23 protein-coding genes and 1 tRNA gene are annotated in these 22,042 nt (G+C 54.9%); 19 read left to right on the top strand and 5 right to left on the bottom strand.

From position 1 onward, the window contains the following. The first annotated feature begins 100 nt into the window (after nt 1-100). Nucleotides 101-721, top strand: coding sequence for a TIGR04211 family SH3 domain-containing protein (locus V5P19_RS19640; RefSeq protein WP_334406787.1), 621 nt, complete (start codon nt 101-103; stop codon nt 719-721). A 60-nt stretch (nt 722-781) separates the two neighbouring features. Continuing rightward, complete coding sequence (locus V5P19_RS19635) at nt 782-2,023, top strand: multifunctional CCA addition/repair protein (RefSeq protein ID WP_334406671.1); 1,242 nt, start codon at nt 782-784, stop codon at nt 2,021-2,023. A gap of 13 nt (nt 2,024-2,036) precedes the next feature. On the opposite strand, the gene bacA is transcribed toward V5P19_RS19635, so the two are convergent. Then, nucleotides 2,037-2,858, bottom strand: coding sequence for an undecaprenyl-diphosphate phosphatase (gene bacA / locus V5P19_RS19630; protein ID WP_334406669.1), 822 nt, complete (start codon nt 2,856-2,858; stop codon nt 2,037-2,039). 105 nt (nt 2,859-2,963) lie between these two features. Continuing rightward, a complete protein-coding gene (gene folB / locus V5P19_RS19625) occupies nt 2,964-3,332 on the bottom strand; it encodes a bifunctional dihydroneopterin aldolase/7,8-dihydroneopterin epimerase (protein WP_334406667.1) in 369 nt (122 codons plus the stop codon). Nucleotides 3,333-3,439: 107 nt separating this feature from the next. Here folB and plsY point away from each other — a divergent pair, with 107 nt between their 5' ends. The 10 genes from plsY (at nt 3,440) to ureG (ending at nt 11,215) form a co-directional block, all read left to right on the top strand. Next, the gene (gene plsY / locus V5P19_RS19620; protein ID WP_334406665.1) at nt 3,440-4,060 is read left to right on the top strand and encodes a glycerol-3-phosphate 1-O-acyltransferase PlsY; all 621 of its coding nucleotides are present in this window, start codon (nt 3,440-3,442) and stop codon (nt 4,058-4,060) included. 85 nt (nt 4,061-4,145) lie between these two features. Then, nucleotides 4,146-5,612 carry an MFS transporter gene (locus V5P19_RS19615; protein WP_334406663.1) on the top strand — a complete coding sequence of 489 codons (1,467 nt, stop codon included), beginning with the start codon at nt 4,146-4,148 and terminating at the stop codon, nt 5,610-5,612. A gap of 117 nt (nt 5,613-5,729) precedes the next feature. Beyond that, entirely contained in the window at nt 5,730-6,557 is an 828-nt protein-coding gene (locus V5P19_RS19610) for an urease accessory protein UreD (RefSeq protein ID WP_334406662.1), read from the top strand. Nucleotides 6,558-6,567: 10 nt separating this feature from the next. Next, entirely contained in the window at nt 6,568-6,870 is a 303-nt protein-coding gene (locus V5P19_RS19605; RefSeq protein ID WP_334406660.1) for an urease subunit gamma, read from the top strand. 10 nt (nt 6,871-6,880) lie between these two features. Beyond that, on the top strand, nt 6,881-7,195 hold the full coding sequence (locus V5P19_RS19600; protein WP_334406658.1) for an urease subunit beta: 315 nt from the start codon (nt 6,881-6,883) through the stop codon (nt 7,193-7,195). After that, a complete protein-coding gene (gene ureC / locus V5P19_RS19595; RefSeq protein WP_334406656.1) occupies nt 7,188-8,891 on the top strand; it encodes an urease subunit alpha in 1,704 nt (567 codons plus the stop codon). Before V5P19_RS19600 ends, ureC begins: the two co-directional genes overlap by 8 nt. A gap of 9 nt (nt 8,892-8,900) precedes the next feature. Then, a complete protein-coding gene (ureE, locus tag V5P19_RS19590; RefSeq protein ID WP_334406654.1) occupies nt 8,901-9,365 on the top strand; it encodes an urease accessory protein UreE in 465 nt (154 codons plus the stop codon). Nucleotides 9,366-9,374: 9 nt separating this feature from the next. After that, entirely contained in the window at nt 9,375-9,914 is a 540-nt protein-coding gene (locus tag V5P19_RS19585; RefSeq protein ID WP_334406652.1) for a HupE/UreJ family protein, read from the top strand. Beyond that, nucleotides 9,914-10,588, top strand: coding sequence for an urease accessory protein UreF (locus tag V5P19_RS19580; protein ID WP_334406650.1), 675 nt, complete (start codon nt 9,914-9,916; stop codon nt 10,586-10,588). Before V5P19_RS19585 ends, V5P19_RS19580 begins: the two co-directional genes overlap by 1 nt. 9 nt (nt 10,589-10,597) lie before the next feature. Next, nucleotides 10,598-11,215 carry an urease accessory protein UreG gene (gene ureG / locus V5P19_RS19575; protein ID WP_234650584.1) on the top strand — a complete coding sequence of 206 codons (618 nt, stop codon included), beginning with the start codon at nt 10,598-10,600 and terminating at the stop codon, nt 11,213-11,215. Between the two features lie 43 nt (nt 11,216-11,258). Here ureG and tsaD read toward each other — a convergent pair whose 3' ends face one another. After that, complete coding sequence (gene tsaD, locus V5P19_RS19570) at nt 11,259-12,272, bottom strand: tRNA (adenosine(37)-N6)-threonylcarbamoyltransferase complex transferase subunit TsaD (protein ID WP_334406640.1); 1,014 nt, start codon at nt 12,270-12,272, stop codon at nt 11,259-11,261. Between the two features lie 236 nt (nt 12,273-12,508). Between tsaD and rpsU the strand changes: the two genes are divergently transcribed. The 5 genes from rpsU (at nt 12,509) to V5P19_RS19545 (ending at nt 19,794) form a co-directional block, all read left to right on the top strand. Continuing rightward, nucleotides 12,509-12,724 carry a 30S ribosomal protein S21 gene (gene rpsU, locus V5P19_RS19565; RefSeq protein ID WP_001144069.1) on the top strand — a complete coding sequence of 72 codons (216 nt, stop codon included), beginning with the start codon at nt 12,509-12,511 and terminating at the stop codon, nt 12,722-12,724. A 115-nt stretch (nt 12,725-12,839) separates the two neighbouring features. Continuing rightward, nucleotides 12,840-14,582 carry a DNA primase gene (gene dnaG, locus V5P19_RS19560; RefSeq protein ID WP_334406638.1) on the top strand — a complete coding sequence of 581 codons (1,743 nt, stop codon included), beginning with the start codon at nt 12,840-12,842 and terminating at the stop codon, nt 14,580-14,582. Nucleotides 14,583-14,732: 150 nt separating this feature from the next. Further along, nucleotides 14,733-16,577 (top strand): RNA polymerase sigma factor RpoD, encoded by a 1,845-nt coding sequence (gene rpoD / locus V5P19_RS19555; RefSeq protein WP_334406636.1) that lies wholly within the window; start codon nt 14,733-14,735, stop codon nt 16,575-16,577. A gap of 159 nt (nt 16,578-16,736) precedes the next feature. Further along, nucleotides 16,737-17,786, top strand: a complete 1,050-nt coding sequence (locus V5P19_RS19550; RefSeq protein ID WP_334406634.1) for a YncE family protein — start codon at nt 16,737-16,739, stop codon at nt 17,784-17,786. Nucleotides 17,787-17,796: 10 nt separating this feature from the next. Continuing rightward, the gene (locus V5P19_RS19545) at nt 17,797-19,794 is read left to right on the top strand and encodes a TonB-dependent receptor (protein ID WP_334406632.1); all 1,998 of its coding nucleotides are present in this window, start codon (nt 17,797-17,799) and stop codon (nt 19,792-19,794) included. A 30-nt stretch (nt 19,795-19,824) separates the two neighbouring features. Here V5P19_RS19545 and mug read toward each other — a convergent pair whose 3' ends face one another. Further along, nucleotides 19,825-20,331 (bottom strand): G/U mismatch-specific DNA glycosylase, encoded by a 507-nt coding sequence (gene mug / locus V5P19_RS19540; RefSeq protein WP_334406630.1) that lies wholly within the window; start codon nt 20,329-20,331, stop codon nt 19,825-19,827. A 125-nt stretch (nt 20,332-20,456) separates the two neighbouring features. Here mug and V5P19_RS19535 point away from each other — a divergent pair. After that, a tRNA-Ile gene (locus V5P19_RS19535) sits at nt 20,457-20,532 on the top strand. 296 nt (nt 20,533-20,828) lie between these two features. Here V5P19_RS19535 and V5P19_RS19530 read toward each other — a convergent pair. Next, nucleotides 20,829-21,473, bottom strand: coding sequence for a hypothetical protein (locus V5P19_RS19530; protein WP_334406628.1), 645 nt, complete (start codon nt 21,471-21,473; stop codon nt 20,829-20,831). Between the two features lie 478 nt (nt 21,474-21,951). On the opposite strand from V5P19_RS19530, the gene V5P19_RS19525 reads away from it, so the two are divergent. Next, nucleotides 21,952-22,042 (top strand): transposase (locus V5P19_RS19525; RefSeq protein ID WP_137563447.1); only part of this gene is annotated, 91 nt, incomplete at its 3' end.

Below are 22,042 nucleotides of genomic sequence, written 5' to 3'. Positions count from 1 at the left end.
GAAATCAGTACACAGATGATTCTGATTGATGACGAATCCTTTGCGTAGAGACACTGATGCCACTACTATCGTTCCACTATTTATGAAAAAAACGACTGATATGCTGAAATTACGCCTGATTGGACTTGCTTTACTCGCTTTTAGCGCCGCAACCGCGGTCCACGCTGAAGAGAAGCGTTACGTTTCTGATGAACTGAACACCTGGGTACGCAGTGGTCCCGGGGACAATTATCGCCTCGTGGGCACGGTAAATGCCGGCGAGGAAGTGACTCTGTTACAAACCAATGCAGACACCAACTACGGCCAGGTTCGCGACAGCACCGGCCGTACCTCCTGGATCCCGTTGAAAGAGCTGAGCAACGTGCCAAGCCTGCGCACCCGCGTGCCGGATCTGGAAAATCAGGTGAAAACCCTGACCGATAAGCTGACCAACATCGATAACACCTGGAACCAGCGCACTGCAGAAATGCAGCAGAAAGTGGCCCAGAGCGATGGTGTGATTAATGGTTTGAAGGAAGAGAACCAGAAGTTGAAAAACGAGCTGATTGTCGCGCAGAAGAAGGTTAGCGCCGCTAACCTTCAGCTTGATGACAAACAGCGTACCATCATCATGCAGTGGTTCATGTATGGCGGCGGCGTGCTGGGTGTCGGCCTCGTGCTCGGTCTGGTGCTGCCTATGCTGATCCCAAGCCGCAAGCGTAAAGATCGCTGGATGAACTAACTCGTCTTCTCTGCCACACTTACGTATTATTCTGAGAAAGAGAAGACGGGAGAGTTGGGCGTGAAGAGTTATCTGGTCGGTGGTGCGGTACGTGATGCGTTATTAGGTCTACCGGTCAAAGATAAAGACTGGGTTGTGGTGGGTGCCACGCCCGAAGAGATGCTCGACGCGGGCTACCAGCAGGTAGGCCGCGATTTTCCTGTTTTTCTGCACCCACAAAGCCGTGAAGAGTACGCTCTGGCGCGCACCGAGCGAAAATCGGGTTCAGGCTATACCGGTTTCACCTGCTACGCCGCGCCGGACGTCACGCTGGAGCAAGATCTCCTGCGTCGCGATCTCACCATCAACGCGCTGGCACAAGATGAACACGGCAAGATTATCGACGCATACGGTGGCAGAGACGATCTGCATAACCGTATTTTGCGCCACGTCTCCCCGGCCTTTTCTGAAGATCCGCTGCGCGTGCTGCGCGTGGCGCGTTTCGCTGCCCGTTACGCCCATCTGAGCTTCCGGATAGCCGACGAAACAATGGCGCTGATGACCGCGATGACCGAGGCGGGTGAGCTTGAACATCTGACGCCTGAGCGCGTCTGGAAAGAGACCGAAAATGCGCTTACCACCCGCAATCCGCAGGTCTTTTTCCAGGTTCTCAGAGACTGCGGTGCGCTGAAGGTCCTCTTCCCGGAAGTGGATAATCTGTTTGGCGTCCCGGCGCCGGCAAAGTGGCATCCGGAAATTGATACCGGTATTCATACCTTGATGACGCTGAGTATGGCCGCCATGCTGAGCCCCGATGTGGACGTGCGTTTCTCCACCCTGTGTCACGATCTGGGTAAAGGGTTAACGCCTAAAGAATTGTGGCCGCGCCACCACGGCCACGGCCCGGCTGGCGTGAAGCTGGTTCAAGGGCTTTGTCAGCGCTTGCGTGTACCCAATGAGATCCGCGATCTGGCGAAACTGGTGGCAGAGTTCCACGATCTCATTCATACCTTCCCTATCCTGAAGCCGGCCACCATCGTGAAGCTGTTCGATAACATTGATGCCTGGCGCAAGCCGCAGCGCGTGGAGCAAATCGCGCTGACCAGCGAGGCTGACGTGCGCGGGCGTACGGGGTTTGAAGCCTGCGATTACCCGCAGGGACGTTTGCTGCGCGAAGCGTGGAATGTCGCAAAAGCGGTGCCGACGAAGGACGTCGTGGAGGCCGGATTCAAAGGGCCTGAGATTCGGGAAGAGCTGACGAAACGTCGGATTGAGGCAGTAGCAGCATGGAAGGAACAGCGTTGCCCTCAGCCAAAAGACTGAGGGCAGTCGGTCATCAGAAGAAGACCACGTACACCGCAGCGGCGACGATAAAGCGATAGATTGCGAACGGAATAAACGAGATACGTTTAATCAGCTGCAGGAAGGTTTTGATGGCGATCAGCGCCACAATAAAGGCGGTAACAAAGCCCACGGCGAACATCGGAATATCGCCTGCGGTCAGGAAGTGGTAGCTCTTATAGACGTCGAGCACGGTGGCGCCCATCATCATCGGCACCGCCAGCAGGAATGAAAACTCCGACGCCGCATAACGGCTCACGCCCATCAGCATCCCGCCAGAAATCGTTGCCCCAGAACGCGAGAAGCCCGGCCACAGCGCCAGACACTGGAAGCAACCAATGATAAACGCCTGACGGTAGGTCATATCGTCCAGGCCTTCCGCACGCGGGACTTTTGGCTTCAGCACTTCTGCCGCAATCAGCAGGACGCCGCCAACCACCAGCGCGTACATCACGTTTATTGGGTTGAACAGCGACTTGATGGCGTCGTGGAAAACCAGGCCCAGCGCCACTGCGGGGATCATCCCGAGCAGGATATGGATCAGCGTCAGGCGGCCAGTGCCTTCACCTTCGCGCTGCGGTAAACGGCCAAAGTGGATACCAATCAGACCAAACAGTCGACGCCAGAACATCACGACAACGGCCAGAATAGACCCCAGCTGAATGACCACTTCGAACGTCTTTGCGGTATCTCCCTCAAAGCCCAGCAGGTGGCCAACAATAATCATATGGCCCGTACTGGAAACCGGCAAAAACTCCGTCAATCCTTCGACCACACCCAGTATTGCCGCCACCAGCAGCGAGTGCATATCGCTCATCTATAAACCCCTAAAAAGATATAAAAAAACGGTCGCCACACAGGCTACCGTGAAAGATACAGCTTTAAGACCGGTATAACAGAAAATGGTTTAGCTATTATGACGTTAAATCTTTTCTTTCAGATTTGTGCCACGCTCAATGATAACGCCAACATTTGACGCACGCGCCACGGCCCCCGGCTTGCTCAGCTTGATGCGTACCCACGGTGAGTTAAACGTGGTCAGCAGCAGGTCTGCTACCTCTTCCGCCACACGTTCCACCAGCGCAAAACGTTGCCCTTCTACGTGGCCCACGACCGTTTCGCTGATATCGGCATAGCTCAGACAGTCATGCACGTCATCGCTTTTTGCTGACTTGCGGTTGTCCCAGCCCATTTCGATATCGAACACCAGCTTCTGCTCGATGGTCTGTTCCCAGTCGTAAACACCAATAGTGGTGATTACCGAAAGTTGCTCTATAAATACAATATCCATCACGACCTGCCTGCTTTTTGGCTAAACCGGATACCACTTCCGGCGAATTATGCGTATTATCCACAGATGTTGAGACTACAGATACATTTTCAAAACGGAACAGCGTTATGAGTGCAATCGCGCCTGGAATGATTATCCTCGCCTACCTTTGCGGCTCAATCTCCAGCGCCATTCTGGTCTGCCGTATCGCCGGGTTATCTGACCCGCGCGAAAGTGGTTCCGGGAATCCGGGGGCGACCAATGTACTACGAATTGGCGGCAAGGGAGCAGCCGTAGCGGTTTTGATTTTTGATGTTCTGAAAGGAATGCTACCCGTCTGGGGCGCGTATGCGCTGGGCGTCACGCCGTTCTGGCTGGGGCTGATTGCCATTGCCGCCTGCGTCGGTCACATCTGGCCCGTCTTCTTCGGTTTTAAAGGGGGAAAAGGCGTTGCGACCGCCTTTGGTGCGATTGCGCCTATCGGCTGGGATTTAACCGGCGTGATGGCCGGCACCTGGCTACTCACTATCCTTCTGAGCGGCTACTCGTCGCTGGGCGCAATTGTCAGCGCGCTGATCGCCCCGTTCTACGTCTGGTGGTTCAAACCCCAATTTACCTTCCCGGTTTCGATGCTCTCCTGCCTGATCCTGCTGCGTCATCACGATAATATTCAACGCCTGTGGCGTCGTCAGGAAACGAAAATCTGGACGAAGCTCAAGAGAAAGAAAAAGACGACCGATAAGCAGTGAGTTATGTCTTATAACCAAATGTGATTTTGGTCACCTTCTGCCTGTGGTAACTGTTACTGACACAACACAACCACACAAAAAGAAAATGGCAGAAATCACAGAAACAACTCCCCTTTCAACGGCAGGAAACGCCCCTGATGGCGACATCAAGTGGGTGCGCAGCGCATCGGACGTCTCACGTCTGGTGAACAACGGTTCACAGGGCCGGGCGAATGCCCGTATTGTGGTCGGCATTGCTTTAGGCGGTATTTTCCTTGATGCCTACGATTTGGGCGCGCTGGCGTTTGGCATTAAAGACATCACCCGCGAATTTAATCTGACACCGGCTGGCACCGGCATGGTGGCCTCAGCCATTACTTTTGGTGCCATTGTCGGGGCGCTGCTTGGCGGCTATCTCACGGATAAAATTGGGCGCTACCGCGTATTTATGGCCGACATGGTGTTCTTCGTGGTCGCCGCGATCGCCTGCGCGCTGGCCCCGAATGAATATGTGCTGGCGGGAGCACGCTTTGTAATGGGTCTCGGCGTTGGGATCGACCTTCCGGTAGCGATGGCGTTTCTCAGTGAGTTCGCCAGGCTGAAAGGGCCCGGGAATAAGGCCTCCAGCGTCGCGATGTGGTGCCCCACATGGTATGCCGCCATCAGTATCTCTTACCTGCTGGTGCTGTTCTTTTACGCCGTATTGCCAGAAAGCCACAGCGACTGGCTTTGGCGTTTGATCCTGGGCTTTGGCGCGGTTCCTGCGCTAGCGATTATAGCTATCCGCAGCCGCTATATGAGCGAATCCCCGGTCTGGGCGGCGAACCAGGGCAACCTGAAAGAGGCAGCCTCTATTTTACGGCAGTCGTATAACATCAACGCCCACGTCCCGCAGGAAGCGCTTAACCAGCCCGCACCGGTGGTGAATAAGGCAAAATGGTCAAACTACCTGAACCTGTTCCGCGGCATCTATTTACGCCGCACGACGCTGGCTACCCTGCTGTCCGTGGTCTCTTCGTTTGCCTATAACGCCGTTGCGTTTGGCCTGCCGGTGATTATCTCCAGCTTCTTTGTGCAGTCGATGCTGACCACTATTCTGATTTCGCTGGTGCTCAACCTGCTGTTTGCGTTCGTCGGCGGACTGCTGGCAGTGCGCTATGTTCCGCGCTTTGGCGCATGGCGGATGTCCCTTGCGGGCTATGCCTGTCAGCTTGTCGCCCTGCTTGGGCTGGCGCTGATCGGGCGTCCGGAAGGGGCAATGGAAGGCGTTGGTGCTGTTGCAATGCTGGCGCTATTCCTGTTCGGCCAGGGCTTTGGACCGGGCGCGCACACCATGACGTTTGCATCGCTGAGCTACCCGACCTCGCTGCGCGGCGTGGGCGTGGGTCTGAACCAAACGCTGATGCGCAGCAGTTCAACGCTCTCGCTGTTTCTGTTCCCGCTGCTGGTGGCCTCACTGGATACCGCGGTGTTCTGGGTCATTGCACTGGCCCCCTTTATTGGGCTGGCGTCGCTGCTGGCGATCCGCTGGGAACCGTCCGGGTATGATGTGGATGCGGAGGATTATCGATAACACCGTTAACCGGCTCAGATGAGCCGGTTTTTTTATCCATAAGCGACTCATATGACAGCCTTCATTTCTGCCAGGGCATACTGAATCCTATCCCGAACGTGTGCAGATGGATGCAGCATGTTAGCAACTCAGGTCACTGATAATTCATACAAAGGCTGGCAGGCGTCGCTTGCTCTCCAGTTTTGTCACACCCCAGAGAAAACCCTCCTGCACTCCGCTCATCACGTCGGGCCGCTTACCGTTCAGCGTCCGTTTTACCCCGAAGATGAAACTTGCCACCTCTACCTGCTGCACCCGCCTGGCGGGATTGTGGGGGGCGATTCACTGGAAATTTCCGTACGTCTGGATGCAAAAAGCCATGCGCTTATCACCATGCCAGGCGCCAGTAAGTTCTATCGCAGTAGCGGCCCAAGAGCCCGGCTGAACCAGCACTTTTACCTCGATGATGAGGCAATACTGGAGTGGCTTCCACAGGACACCATTGTCTTTCCCGGTGCAAACGCCGCCTTACGCTCCGTCTTTCATCTGCAACCGTCCAGCACGCTGCTGGCCTGGGAATTGTACTGTCTGGGGCGCCCGGTGATGGGTGAAACCTTCAGCCACGGCACGTTTGAAAGCCGCCTTGAGATCTGGCTTGAGGATGAACCGCTGCTGATTGAGCGTCAGCATCTCAGCAACGGCGATCTTACCCCTGTCGCCGAACACCCGTGGGTCGGCACGCTGTTGTTCTATCCGGCCACGGAAAATCACCTTGATGCGGTGCGCGAGCAGCTCGATCCGCTGGGACATTATGCCGGCGCGACGCTCACTGAGGGCCTGCTGTCGGTGCGCTTTCTTTCCCATGACAACCTGATTTGCCAGCGGGTGATGCGCGAAATTTGGCAGTCGCTTCGCCCACTGTTAACCACCAAACCCGCCTGTTCGCCGCGTATCTGGCAGACATAAGAGAAACGTTATGGAACTGACCCCCAGAGAAAAAGACAAGCTGTTACTGTTCACCGCCGCGCTGGTTGCCGAGCGCCGCCTTGCGCGCGGGGTAAAGCTCAACTACCCGGAATCGGTCGCGCTGATCAGCGCCTACATTATGGAAGGCGCGCGCGATGGTGAAACTGTCGCATCGTTAATGGAAGCGGGCCGCCACGTCCTGACGCGCGAGCAGGTGATGGAAGGCGTGCCGGAGATGATCCCGGATATTCAGGTGGAAGCGACCTTCCCGGACGGGTCAAAGCTCGTCACCGTTCACAACCCGATCGTGTAAGGAGCCGGTGATGATCCCAGGCGAATATCAGATCCAACCCGGCAATATCGCGCTGAACGTCGGGCGTGAAACCCGACATCTGATTGTTGAAAACCACGGCGACAGACCGATCCAGGTGGGATCGCATTATCACTTTTACGAGGTTAATCCCGCGCTGAAGTTTGACCGGGAGGCCGCCAAAGGCTTTCGGCTGAACATTCCGGCAGGCACCGCCGTGCGATTCGAACCCGGGCAGAAGCGCGAAGTGACGCTGGTTCAGGTGACCGGCGCGCAGCGCATAGTCGGTTTTCGCGGAGAGGTGATGGGAGAGGTGAAAAATGGCTGAGATTTCACGCAGGGCGTATGCCGATATGTTCGGCCCCACCACCGGCGATAAAGTGCGTCTGGCCGACAGCGAGCTGTGGATCGAAGTTGAAAACGATCTCACGACCTATGGCGAAGAGGTGAAATTTGGCGGCGGGAAAGTGATCCGCGACGGCATGGGTCAGGGGCAGATGACGTCGCGGGACTGCGTAGATCTGGTGCTGACCAACGCGCTGATTGTCGATCACTGGGGGATCGTGAAAGCGGATATCGGCGTAAAAAACGGCCGGATCTTCGCCGTCGGCAAAGCCGGTAATCCGGACATTCAGCCCGGTGTGACGATCCCGATCGGTGCCGCCACGGAAGTCATTGCCGCCGAAGGCAAGATCGTCACCGCAGGCGGGATCGATACCCATATTCACTGGATCTGTCCGCAGCAGGCAGAAGAGGCACTCGTTTCTGGCGTCACCACCATGATCGGGGGGGGGACTGGCCCCGCAGCAGGCACCAACGCCACCACCTGCACGCCGGGGCCGTGGTATATCGCCCGCATGCTGCAGGCAGCCGATACGCTGCCGGTCAACATTGGCCTGCTCGGTAAAGGTAACGGCTCCAATCCGGATGCCCTGCGCGAGCAAATCGCGGCGGGGGCCATCGGGCTTAAAATCCACGAAGACTGGGGCGCAACGCCTGCTGCGATCAATTGCTCGCTTGAGGTGGCAGAAGAGATGGATATCCAGGTGGCGCTGCACAGCGACACCCTGAACGAGTCCGGATTTGTGGAAGACACGCTGGCCGCCATTGGCGGGCGCACCATACATACCTTTCACACCGAAGGGGCGGGCGGTGGCCATGCGCCGGATATTATTACCGCCTGCGCGCACCCGAATATTCTGCCCTCTTCCACCAACCCGACGCTGCCCTACACGGTGAATACCATCGACGAGCATCTCGATATGCTGATGGTGTGTCATCACCTCGATCCGGATATCGCCGAAGATGTCGCCTTTGCCGAATCGCGCATTCGCCGTGAAACCATCGCCGCCGAAGACGTGCTGCACGATATCGGCGCGTTCTCGCTTACCTCGTCTGACTCTCAGGCAATGGGCCGCGTAGGGGAAGTGATTATCCGCACCTGGCAGGTTGCTCACCGCATGAAGGTCCAGCGCGGCGCCCTGGCGGAGGAGACCGGCGCGAACGATAACTTCCGCGTGAAGCGCTATGTCGCCAAATACACGATCAATCCGGCCCTCACACACGGCATTGCCCATGAAGTCGGGTCCATTGAGGCGGGTAAACTGGCGGATCTGGTGGTCTGGTCACCGGCGTTTTTTGGCGTGAAGCCCTCCACCATCGTTAAGGGCGGAATGATCGCCTACGCGCCGATGGGCGACATCAATGCCTCAATCCCGACACCTCAGCCGGTGCATTATCGCCCGATGTTTGGCTCGCTGGGCGCCGCGCGCCAAGCGACCCGACTGACGTTTATCTCACAGGCCGCCGATGCAAATGGCGTACCTCAGCAGCTCAATCTGCAAAGCGCAACTGCCGTGGTGAAAGGCTGTCGGACGGTGAAAAAGGCCGACATGATCCACAACGCTCTGCAGCCCAATATCACCGTTGATTCGCAAACTTATGAGGTGCGCGTCGACGGCAAACTGATAACCAGCGAGCCGGCAGAGGTTTTGCCGATGGCTCAGCGCTATTTCCTGTTTTGAGGAGTGACGATGATCTACCTAACCCAACGCCTTGACCACGCCCACCCCGTCACTGCCAGCGTCACGCTGACGATTGACGTGCGCGTGAAAAGCCGTGCTCGCGTGGCGCTGAATGACGGCCGTGATGCGGGGCTGATGCTACCGCGCGGTTTGCTGCTGCGCGGCGGCGACCTGCTGACCACCGAAGACGGAAGTGAGGTCGTTGAAGTGATCGCTGCGCCAGAATCGGTTTCCGTTGTCAGCTGTACCGACCCGTTCCTGCTCGCCCGCGCCTGCTACCACCTGGGCAACCGCCACGTGCCGCTGCAAATCATGCCCGGCGAACTGCGCTATCACCATGACCATGTTCTCGACGATATGCTGCGCCAGTTCGGTCTTGAGGTGACCTTCGCCACCTTAGCGTTTGAACCCGAAGCGGGTGCTTACGCCAGCGATGCCCACGGCCATAGCCATTCTCACGCTCATTCACATTAAGGATTCGTCATGCGTCAGTATTTACCTCTTTTATTGCTGGCCTTTTCCCTGCCAGCGCTCGCGCATCCTGGTCACGGAACGGACAGCTTTCAGGCCGGTTTTTTCCACCCGCTGACGGGGCTCGATCATCTGCTGATGCTGACCGGTGCTGGCGTACTCTCCGCATTGAGCGGCCGCAAGCTTCTTCTGCCGTTTGCCACCCTCGGCATGATGCTGACCGGCGCCATTGCGGGCAGTCTGCTCGGCGGCTTTAGCGGCATGGAGATGCTGATTATCGCCTCGCTGGCGGTATGCGGCGTAATGATGTTTAAAACCGAAAACCGCCTGCTGCTGGCCGTTCCTGCGCTGGCGATGTTCCACGGCTGGGCGCACGGCGTGGAGATGTCAGGCCACAGCTTCTGGCTGTTTACCAGTGGATTTATGTTGGCCAGCGCGACGGTGCTGTGCGCAAGTTTCGCCGCTGGGCGACTGCTGCGCCGTCACGACGGCCTGCGTAAAACCTTCGGTGGCGGGCTGATCGTCTCTGCCCTTCTGGCTCTGATGAGCTGATGGAACACTCCCGCCAGTGGCTGCGTCTGATGCAGCTTTCCAGCAGCAGCCTGCCGGTTGGGTCATTTACCTGGTCGCAGGGGCTGGAATGGGCGGTTGAGGCGGGTTGGGTGCTCAACGCAGACGCCTTCAAGCGCTGGCAATACCAGCAGATGGAGCAGGGCTTTTTCTGCGTTGATTTGCCGCTGTTTATCCGTCTTTATCAGGCCTGCGAGCAACGCGATCTGACCGCGGCTAAACGCTGGACGGCTTATCTTCTCGCCTGTCGGGAAACGCGCGAGCTGCGTGAAGAGGAACGTAATCGCGGCGCTGCCTTTACGCGGCTGATTAAGAGCTGGGAGCCAGATTGCCCGACAGAGTGGCTGCCGCTGTTTGGGCAAAGCCAGCTCTGCGGCATGGCGTGGCTCGGCGTGCGCTGGGGTATAGACGCGCGCGAACTGGCTCTAAGCCTGGGCTACAGCTGGATTGAGAGCGCGGTGATGGCGGGCGTCAAGCTGGTACCCTTTGGGCAGCAGGCCGCGCAACAGCTGATTATCGCGCTGAGCGATCGTTTTGCCGCGGGGTATGAGGACGCATTTTTACGGGGGGATGACGAACTGGGTGCAGCAACCCCGCTCTCGGCCATCGCCTCTGCCCGACACGAAACACAATATTCACGATTATTCCGTTCCTGAGGAGTCAACATGGCTGATTATAAACACCCCCTGCGCGTAGGCGTAGGCGGCCCGGTGGGTTCGGGCAAAACCGCACTGCTGGAAGCGCTCTGCAAGGCAATGCGCGACACCTATCATCTGGCGGTCGTCACCAACGATATCTACACCAAAGAAGATCAGCGCATCCTGACCGAGGCCGGCGCACTGGAGCCGGAGCGCATCGTCGGCGTAGAGACGGGCGGCTGTCCACATACCGCCATCCGCGAAGATGCCTCAATGAATCTCGCCGCGGTGGAAGCGTTAAGCGAGAAATTTGGCAATCTGGATCTGATCTTCGTTGAAAGCGGCGGCGACAACCTGAGCGCGACGTTCAGCCCGGAGCTGGCGGATCTGACTATCTACGTCATTGACGTGGCCGAAGGGGAAAAAATCCCCCGCAAAGGTGGGCCCGGGATAACCAAATCCGATTTTCTGGTGATCAACAAAACCGATCTCGCGCCGTACGTTGGCGCCTCGCTGGAGGTGATGGAGCGCGACACCAACCGCATGCGCAGCGAGCGTCCGTGGACCTTTACCAACCTGAAGGCGGGTGATGGTCTGGCGACGATTATTGCGTTTCTGGAAGAGAAAGGGATGCTGCGGGTGTAGTGGGGTTTATTGCCCGGTTAGCACAGCGCCACCGGGCAAAAAATCATGCCTCAGGCAATTCTGCCAGCGGCCAGCGCGGCCGCACGGAGACGCTCAGATCGGTCGTTGCTCCCGCGTTCAGACGCACCATACCGGCGTAGGCGATCATCGCCCCGTTATCGGTACAAAATTCCGGACGCGCGTAGAACACTTCCCCGCGACGTTTTTGCATCATCTCGGCGAGCTTCGCACGCAGCGTACGGTTGGCGCTCACGCCACCGGCCATCACCAGACGCTTAAAGCCGGTCTGATCCAGCGCACGCTTGCACTTGATCATCAGCGTATCGACCACCGCATCTTCAAACGCACGGGCAATATCCGCGCGAGTCCGATCGTCATTTTCATTGTTGCGGATAGTATTGGCTGCGAACGTTTTCAGGCCAGAGAAGCTGAAATCCAGTCCTGGGCGATCGGTCATCGGACGCGGGAAGACAAAGCGCCCTTCCGTGCCCTGAGACGCCATTTTGGAGAGCATTGGGCCGCCCGGATAATCCAAGCCCAGCAGCTTGGCAGTTTTATCGAAGGCTTCGCCGGCGGCATCATCAATCGATTCGCCAAGCAACGTATATTTGCCAATCCCCGTCACGCTAATCAGTTGGGTATGCCCACCCGAGACCAACAGCGCCACAAAGGGGAACGCAGGCGGATTATCTTCCAGCATCGGCGCCAGAAGATGCCCTTCCATATGGTGAACCGGAATCGCCGGAACATCCCACGCGAACGCCAGCGAACGGCCAATCGTTGCCCCCACCAGCAGCGCCCCCACCAGGCCCGGCCCTGCGGTATACGCCACGGCGTCAATATCGGTTGAACGTAATCCAGCCTCTTTTAGCGCCGCCTGAATCAGGGGTACCGTTTTACGCACGTGGTCACGAGAGGCCAGTTCAGGCACGACGCCGCCGTAGTCAGCGTGTAATTTCACCTGACTATACAATTGGTTGGCCAGAAGGCCTTTTTCGTCGTCGTAAATGGCGATGCCGGTTTCATCGCAGGATGTTTCAATACCCAGTACACGCATGACTTGATTTACCTCGTTTCAATAGCGCGCAGTGTAGAGCCTGAGCGGGTTGATGTAAAACTTTGTTCGCGCCTGGAAGAAGGCTCGTGTATACTCGTCACCCTAATTAAAGTCCCTTTCAAAATCGCATCGGTGCTTTACAAAGCAGCAGCATTTGCAGTAAAATTCCGCACCATTTTGAAATAAGCTGGCGTTGATGCCAGCGGCAAACCGAATTTATTAAAGGTGAGAGTTACATGCCGGTAATTAAAGTACGTGAAAACGAGCCGTTCGACGTAGCACTGCGTCGCTTCAAACGTTCATGCGAGAAAGCAGGTGTTCTGGCTGAAGTTCGTCGTCGTGAGTTTTATGAAAAACCAACGACCGAACGTAAGCGCGCTAAAGCTTCTGCAGTGAAACGTCACGCGAAGAAACTGGCTCGCGAAAACGCACGCCGTACTCGTCTGTACTAATCTGTTGAGGGCTATCGTCCTCAATTGACAGACAGAGTAATAGTCGTAAGGCCGTGCTTCCGGAAGGAATGCGCGGCTTGTTTTCGTTTATAAGTCGCTTAAATTTTTGGGGCATATGGCCGGAAGAATCCCACGCGTTTTCATCAATGATCTGCTTGCCAGAACCGACATCGTCGATCTCATCGACGCGCGGGTAAAGCTGAAAAAGCAGGGCAAGAACTACCATGCGTGCTGTCCGTTCCATAATGAAAAAACCCCCTCTTTCACTGTAAACGGTGAAAAGCAGTTCTACCATTGCTTCGGCTGTGGCGCACACGGTAATGCCGTCGATTTTTTGATGAACTACGACAAGCTCGAATTCGTTGAAACCGTCGAAGAACTGGCGGCGATGCATAACCTTGAAGTGCCGTATGAAGCCGGAACTGGCCTGAGTCAGATAGAACGCCATCAACGGCAAAATCTCTATCAGTTAATGGAAGGGTTAAATGATTTTTATCAGCAATCCTTCACCCAACCCAATGCCGAGCCTGCACGTCAGTATCTGGAGCAACGCGGTCTAAGCGCCGAGATTGTTCAGCAGTTTGCTATTGGTTTTGCTCCGCCAGGCTGGGACAACGCATTAAAACGTTTCGGTGGTAATGTCGACAACAGGAAGCTGCTGCTCGCTGCCGGAATGCTGGTCAACAACGACCAGGGAAGAACGTACGACCGTTTCCGCAATCGCGTGATGTTCCCGATTCGCGACAAACGGGGTCGGGTTATTGGATTCGGTGGCCGCGTGCTGGGTAACGATACGCCGAAATACCTTAACTCCCCGGAAACCGATATTTTCCATAAGGGTCGCCAGCTGTATGGCCTTTATGAAGCGCAGCAGCACCAAGCTGAGCCACAGCGACTGTTGGTTGTCGAAGGATATATGGATGTTGTCGCCCTGGCGCAATACGGTATTCATTATGCCGTGGCTTCGCTAGGTACATCGACCACGGCCGACCATATGCACATGTTATTCCGGGCAACGAACAACGTCATTTGTTGTTACGACGGCGACCGTGCAGGACGAGATGCCGCATGGCGTGCGTTAGAAACGGCAATGCCTTACATGACTGACGGTCGTCAGCTACGCTTTATGTTTCTGCCCGACGGTGAAGACCCGGATACGCTGGTGCGTAAAGAAGGCAAAGAGGCGTTTGAAGCACGGATGGAGCAGGCCCAGCCGCTCTCTGTGTTTTTGTTTAACAGTCTGTTGCCGCAGGTCGATTTGAGTTCACCGGATGGCAGTACGCAGCTGGCCGCGCTCGCGCTGCCGCTTATCAGCCAGGTCCCCGGCGATGCGCACCGTATTCAGCTGCGCCAGACGCTGGGACTGAAGTTAGGCATTTTTGACGACAGCCAGCTCGATCGTTTAATGCCAAAACAGGCAGAAAGTGGTGTCGTACGCCCCACTCAGCAGATAAAACAAACTCCTATGCGTATACTTATAGGACTGCTGGTGCAAAACCCGAATCTGGCACCACTGGTGCCACCGCTGCAAGGGCTGGCGCAGAGCAAACTACCTGGACTCAGCCTGTTCAACGAGCTGGTGAGTCTTTGTGTAGCCCAGCCAGGCCTGAATACGGGTCAGCTTTTAGAGAACTATCGTGGGACAAGTGAATACTCAACACTTGAAAAACTCTCAGCCTGGAACGATATAAAGGATGAGAATGTTGAAAAAATGTTCACCGACACGCTAAACCGAATTTTTGATTCAATGCTTGAACAGCGACAGGAAGAGTTAATCGCTCGCGATCGCACGCACGGTTTAAGCAGTGAAGAACGCAGGGAGTTCTGGGAAATCAGACAAGCCCTGGAAAAAAAATGAATTTAACGGCTTAAGTGCCGAATATCGATCGGGAAGCCCCCGGCAGCCGCACTGAGAGGCAGCGGCAAAAATATAAGTACGCCCTCGCTTTAAATGTTGGTAGCCCCATCGCCGACACCAATCAAACGAATTAAGTGTGGATACCGTCTTATGGAGCAAAACCCGCAGTCACAGCTGAAACTTCTTGTCCAACGCGGTAAGGAGCAAGGCTATCTGACCTATGCCGAGGTCAATGACCATCTGCCGGAAGATATCGTCGATTCAGATCAGATCGAAGACATCATCCAAATGATCAATGACATGGGCATTCAGGTGATGGAAGAAGCACCGGATGCCGATGATCTGTTGCTGGCTGAAAACTCCAACAACACCGATGAAGATGCGGAAGAAGCTGCTGCACAGGTACTGTCCAGCGTGGAATCTGAAATCGGGCGCACCACTGACCCGGTCCGCATGTACATGCGCGAAATGGGTACCGTTGAACTGTTGACCCGCGAAGGCGAAATCGACATCGCAAAACGCATTGAAGATGGGATCAACCAGGTTCAATGCTCCGTTGCCGAATACCCTGAAGCCATCACCTATCTGCTGGAACAGTACGATCGCGTTGAAGCGGAAGAAGCGCGTCTGTCCGATCTGATCACCGGCTTTGTCGACCCGAACGCTGAAGAAGATCTGGCGCCAACCGCGACTCACGTCGGTTCTGAACTGTCTCAGGAAGAGATGGATGATGACGAAGACGAAGATGAAGAGGAAGACGACGACAGCAGCGATGACGATAACAGCATCGATCCTGAACTGGCGCGTGAGAAGTTTGGCGAACTGCGTACCCAGTACGAACTGGCACGCGACACCATTAAAGCAAAAGGCCGCAGCCATGCAGCCGCTCAGGAAGAGATCCTGAAGCTGTCTGAAGTCTTCAAACAGTTCCGCCTGGTGCCAAAACAGTTCGACTACCTGGTTAACAGCATGCGCGTGATGATGGATCGCGTACGCACCCAGGAACGCATCATCATGAAGCTGTGCGTTGAACAGTGCAAAATGCCGAAGAAGAACTTCATCACCCTCTTCACCGGCAACGAAACCAGCGAAACCTGGTTCAACGCGGCTATCGCGATGAACAAGCCGTGGTCTGAAAAACTGCACGACGTGAAAGAAGACGTTCAGCGCGGTTTGATGAAACTGCAGCAAATTGAAGAAGAAACCGGCCTGACCATTGAGCAGGTGAAAGACATTAACCGTCGTATGTCTATCGGTGAAGCGAAAGCCCGCCGTGCGAAGAAAGAGATGGTTGAAGCAAACTTACGTCTGGTTATCTCTATCGCCAAGAAATACACCAACCGTGGTCTGCAGTTCCTGGACCTGATTCAGGAAGGCAACATCGGCCTGATGAAAGCGGTAGATAAGTTTGAATACCGTCGTGGTTACAAGTTCTCCACCTACGCAACCTGGTGGATCCGTCAGGCGATTACCCGCTCTATTGCAGACCAGGCACGCACCATCCGTATTCCGGTGCATATGATTGAGACCATCAACAAGCTCAACCGTATCTCCCGCCAGATGCTGCAAGAGATGGGTCGCGAGCCGACGCCGGAAGAGCTGGCTGAGCGCATGCTGATGCCAGAAGACAAGATCCGTAAAGTGCTGAAGATCGCTAAAGAGCCAATCTCCATGGAAACACCCATCGGTGATGATGAAGATTCGCATTTGGGTGATTTCATCGAGGATACTACCCTCGAGCTGCCGCTGGACTCTGCTACCACCGAGAGCCTGCGTGCTGCAACGCACGACGTGCTGGCTGGTCTGACCGCCCGTGAAGCAAAAGTTCTGCGTATGCGTTTCGGTATCGATATGAATACTGACCACACGCTGGAAGAAGTGGGTAAACAGTTCGACGTTACCCGCGAGCGTATCCGTCAGATCGAAGCGAAGGCGCTGCGTAAACTGCGCCATCCAAGCCGCTCTGAAGTTCTGCGTAGCTTCCTGGACGACTAATCGTTCCTGCAAGTGAAAAGCTCCCTCCGGGGAGCTTTTTTTTTGGTTTTTTGTCAGAGTACAAAAATTGGTAGGAGCCTAAATCACAGATGCAATTGTAAATGATATTTATTTTCATTATCATTTTTCTTTTCGTAAACTACTGTAAAGAAAAATGACATGAATTTCAAAATATTAAAAATTCACTCTCTCTCTGCGCTCTTCATTTCTCTGGCACTTCAGGCGAGTTTCGCCTATGCAAAGGACTTCTCAGAGGATCGGTTCGTCTCCCAACCGCTGGGACACGGCCTTTATGAACTGGCTTATGATGCCGGAAAAAATGCGGTCTATGCGGCCTCTGCCCCCTCTTTTGACAAAGACAAAACCAGCGGAGAGGTATTTCAGCTTTCACCTGCCTCGCTGAAGGTTAAGGAGCGAATCGCCACCCAGCGCCGTCCTTTCGCGGTATCGCTGGATGAAACCAACCACATTCTCTGGCTAGGCAACGCGCTGGACGGCTCGCTGACCCTGCTGGACACCCGCACCAATAAAGAAGTGAAAACACTCCAGCTCGCAGAGGCTGGAAATGAGGCCCACGTCCGCGAAGTGGTGCTCGATAGGAAGCACCACCGCCTCTACGTCTCCGGCATTGGCGGTGACGAAAAAGGCGTACTGTGGGTTGTTGACACGCAAAAGCAGAAACTTCTGCACGCCCTCAAAAAAATGGATCCGGTCGGCTTTGCGGTCGACGAAGCGGATGACAAAGTTTATGCCGTCACCGGCAGTGGTGAGCTGATGACCCTGGATGGAAAAACCTCTCAGGCGCTCTCCCGCGTGAAGGTAGATCCGTCTGAGCCTAACCATTACTTCCTCAACATCGCCCTGAACGCCGCCAAAGGGGTGGGTTTTATCACCGATAGCAACACCCGCGACGTACTGGTTGTTCAGCTCGATTCCGGCAAGATCCTTCATCGGATTGCGACCCCTAACGCCATTGCCGCCGTCTATAATCCGGCGCGCGACGAAGTGTACGTCACCCACCGCAATGCACGTCAGATTAGCGTTATCGATGCCAACACTTACAGCCTGAAGCACACCGTTAAAACGGCCGCCATGCCAAACAGCATGGCGCTTTCTCCTGACGGCAAAACGCTGTTTGTTAGCGTGAAGCAGGACGAAAAGGCCAGCCAGGCTGACTATGTGCTCAAACTCGATTTAACCCCATTCTGAGGATTGCGTTGTGATTAACCAGACACGTACGGCGCTGGCGATATCGCTCGCCCTCGCCAGCCTTCCTGCGGCCGTTTTCGCCGAAGAAGCCACGCCAGCGAATGAAGATCAGCTGGTGGTCACCGCCACCGGTTTTGCGCAGGAACGCCGCGAGGCACCCGCCACTATCTCCGTCGTCGGTGAAAAAGAGTTGAACACCCGCTCAAACCAGAACGTGACCGAAGCGCTTCGCGAGATGCCCGGTGTACTCGTGGGAAGCGGTAACGGGAGCCTAGCCACGGGCGACGTGCAGATGCGCGGCATGGACTCGACCTATACCTCCTACATGGTCAACGGTATCAAGCAAGCCACCCGCGAATCGCGCCCTTACGGCAACCATATCGGGACCGAAGCCGCCTTTATGCCACCTCTTGCCGCGATTGAGCGCATCGAGGTGATCCGCGGGCCGATGTCTTCCCTGTATGGTTCAGATTCTATTGGCGGCGTGGTCAACGTCATCACCAAAAAAGGCTATAACCTGGACAAATGGACCGGCGTGCTGGAGAACAACGCTTTCCTGCAGGAGAAGAGCGAGTACGGCAACACCAACCAGACTAACGCTTTTCTGATGGGGCCGGTCATTCCGGGGAAGCTTGGCGTAAGCCTGGCGGCAGATTATCTTGACCGTCGCGATGACGACAGCCAGAACGATAATCGCTTTGTTAAGCATCAAGCGGGCAACCTGGACGCGACCATCAATATGTCGCCGACCGATACCCAACTGTGGGATCTGAACGTTGTCAAAGGACATCAGGCACAATCTCACAACGATAAAGCCTGGCAATGGGACTTCGATCGCGACGCCGCCTCGCTCGCTCAGCACGCCTGGTACGGCGACGATTTGCTGGAGGTGAAAAACTTCGTCAGCTATGAAAATGCCAAAACCGAATACCGCGTGCCGGGCATGAACTCGCAGTTCATCAAGCAGCGGAATTATGAAGCCAACAGCGCGAATACCTTCTCATTTGACGATCATAAGTTAACGCTTGGGATCAACGTCACCCGCAACGAGCTGAATGACACTTTCGGTATTGAAGACAAAGAAGTGCCAGGCATAACGCCGGTGAGCAAGATCACCCGTAACGGCTGGGCCGTGTTCGCCGAAGATGCGTGGATGATGGTGCCGGACTTTACGCTGACCACATCGGCGCGTCTGGATCACGACAGCTACTTTGGCTACCACGTGACGCCAAAACTCTACGGTAACTGGACCATTGATGAAAGCTGGGCGCTGAAGGGCGGCGTATCGGCGGGCTATAAAAAACCGGACCTGCGCGAGAACAACGAAGGTTTCACCACCGTTTACGGCGCATATCCCTATTCCTTTATTGGCATCGGTAACAATGACCTGAAGCCGGAGCAGAGCGTCAACACCGAGCTGGGCGTCTACTGGCAAGAGGATGCGCTGGCGCTAGATGCCACCGTGTTCTTCACCAAATTTAAAGACAAGATCAGCGATTACACCATCTGTACGGCGACAGCCGCGCAGAAGTGTATTTACAACGGTTATGAAGCGGAAGAGGTCTATCAGTATTTCAACGTCAGCGACGCGGAAATCTATGGACTGGAGCTGAACGGCGATTGGCAGGTCACGCCAGCGCTGAAGGCTAACGCGAACTACACGTACACCCACAGCGAGCAAAAAAGCGGTCAGTACAAAGGCGAGGCGCTGAACGAATACCCGAGCAGCATGGCCAACCTGTCGCTGACGTGGAATGCCCTTAACGACCTGGAGCTTTGGACAAAAGCCAGCTGGCGCAGTAATACGCCAAACACCGGAAAATCAACCTCGACAGAGGCCTATGCGCTGGTCGATTTAGGATTGCGCTACCATCTTACTAAACGGATCACGCTCATGACCGGCGTCTACAACCTGTTCGACGTGAATCCGATCCACAAAACGTCCTATAACCAGTCGGCCATACTGGAAGGACGCCGCTACAACATGGGTGCACGCTACGAGTTTTGATCGTGACGCCGGAGCCGCTGGCTCCGGCAGTTACAGCCCGCGCACGATGAGAGCCTCGTCAAGTTCACGATATGCCTCTACCAGCTTGTCCAGCGTCGCCCTGTTCAACCCGCTCGGGTTCGGCAACACCCAGACCTGCGTGACGCCAATGCTGATGCTTTGCTTACCCCACTGCGCCCCGCGCTGGCTGAACGCCTGCTCGTAGGCCTGTTTACCGAGGATCGCCAGCGCGGCAGGCTGGTAGTCTTCAATCTTCTTAACCAGTTCCCGGCCGCCGCTGCGCAGCTCATGCAGATTCACTTCACTCGCCTGCACCGTGGGCCGCTCGACCAGCATGGTGATTCCACAGCGCGTGTCTAGCAGGTGTTGCTCCTCTTCCGGCTTGAGCAACCTGTCGGTAAACCCGGCCTGATGGATAACCTTCCAGAAGCGATTTCCCGGATGGGCGAAGTGAAAACCGGTGTGGGCGGAGGACTTGCCCGGGTTGATACCACAGAAGACTACGCGCAGCCCAGGTGCCAGAATATCGTTGATCATCTTTACTCCCGATCGATACATCGTCATTGAAGTATAAAGGATTGATTATGCATTGTTTATAAAAACAGCAGGCAGGTGCGAATGGCTGGATTGCTGAAGGGAGTTACTTTATAATTCACCGCCACGGCCCCTTAGCTCAGTGGTTAGAGCAGGCGACTCATAATCGCTTGGTCGCTGGTTCAAGTCCAGCAGGGGCCACCAAATTTTAGCTTTAAATTCATATAATTAAGCCACTCAATTGAGTGGCTTTTTTGTTAATGAAATTGCGGGTGTCCCCTTTTTGTCCCCTGACTATTTTTCTCAGGCATTCGCCAGGCCGCATTCTGCATAGCGATGCATGATTTTTTTATTACCCGCCTCTAATTTTTGCCGCTCCGTATGAAAGCACGTAGCCGACTATCAATGCGCCAACACACCCAGCGAATTTCATCCATGTGCTTTCAAACCAGAAGAATGACCCCATAGCAAAAAGCACAGCCAGAAAGGTGATAGTTCCCTCAATTGCGTGGGACATTAACGATTTTACAAATTTCATTCTGTATTCCTTTGCAATCAATAGGGTGTCCTTCAATGAACACCAGGTAAGGCTCTAACTGCTGTTCAACGAGAAAGTAGACCATATCCAGATTCTCTTTTGACACCCTGGCGTATGTAGAGGGATATGTGGCTTTCATCCTTCTTGACGCTCTGGCTGACTCTTCGATGATTCCCTGAAACATCACAACGTTTAACGCGGCTGAAGCGCTAAACCGGATAAAATGTTTGTACGCCTGATCAATCGCCAGACGATTTAACATCAGACTTGCGGCTGTCTGTGCCAGAGCTATTTGCCCTGCTGTTCGCCCACCAATGCTTCCGGCTCCGTAACCCAATTTATTGTTTACGGCCTCTTTACCTTCATCATTGAGCTTCTGATAGAACGACGTGAAAACGATAGTTATCAGCCTGCGTAATGGTGACTCAGCATTACCCAGGCTCTTGAGCATATAGAAAAAACGTTCCGTCTCAGCCTGGTTTCTTTGTTTGGCGCTATCCCCGGCAAGCCCGCTTCCCTCCCAGCTCCTTACAACACCCATGTAAGCTGTGTTTGGTATGGAGGAGATCCCATCGAGAATCCCTAATGCAACCTGTTTAGCATCCATATCTCATCCGTATTGTTCTGAACCCGAACAAAGAATAACCAAAGCTCACGGACGCTTCCAGACGTAATTTTCAGCTTCCCAGAAATCCTTAATTTCCCTCTGTACCGCGCCAGCTCTGCCCTTGCGCCCGATTGCTCTGTAAAGACAAGAAACCAAAACGATCCTCCAAACTTCACATAAAATTATTTTTTCTCTTATTTATCTGTTAGTTATATTTTCCACTCGATCCTTCGCAGATCCATGAAAGTGAAAAACACTGAAATTCTTTTCAATCTTTTCAGTTCTGGTTTTACGCAAAGCCGCCAGCACTGGCGCGGTCTGGCGGTCTGGTTTGTAGAAAAATAAAACTGAAAAATTTTTATGATCCAAAAACCGCAGGCAGGTGCGGTGTAGTGCGATTTTGGTCTTGACCTGCTCCCCGTTGATTAACACGCCCCGATGTTAGTAATGTCTTCATAAGCCATATGAGGACATCCCCATGAAGAAGCGTTTTTCCGACGAACAGATCATCAGTATTCTTCGCGAAGCGGAAGCCGGGGTTTCTGCCCGTGAGCTCTGCCGTAAGCACG

The organism is Enterobacter sp. UNJFSC 003 (assembly GCF_036903355.1).
In the GTDB taxonomy this organism is placed as follows: Bacteria; Pseudomonadota; Gammaproteobacteria; order Enterobacterales; family Enterobacteriaceae; genus Enterobacter.
The sequence above is the reverse complement of the archived record's forward strand: the minus strand, read 5'-3'. Positions and strand labels throughout refer to the sequence as shown.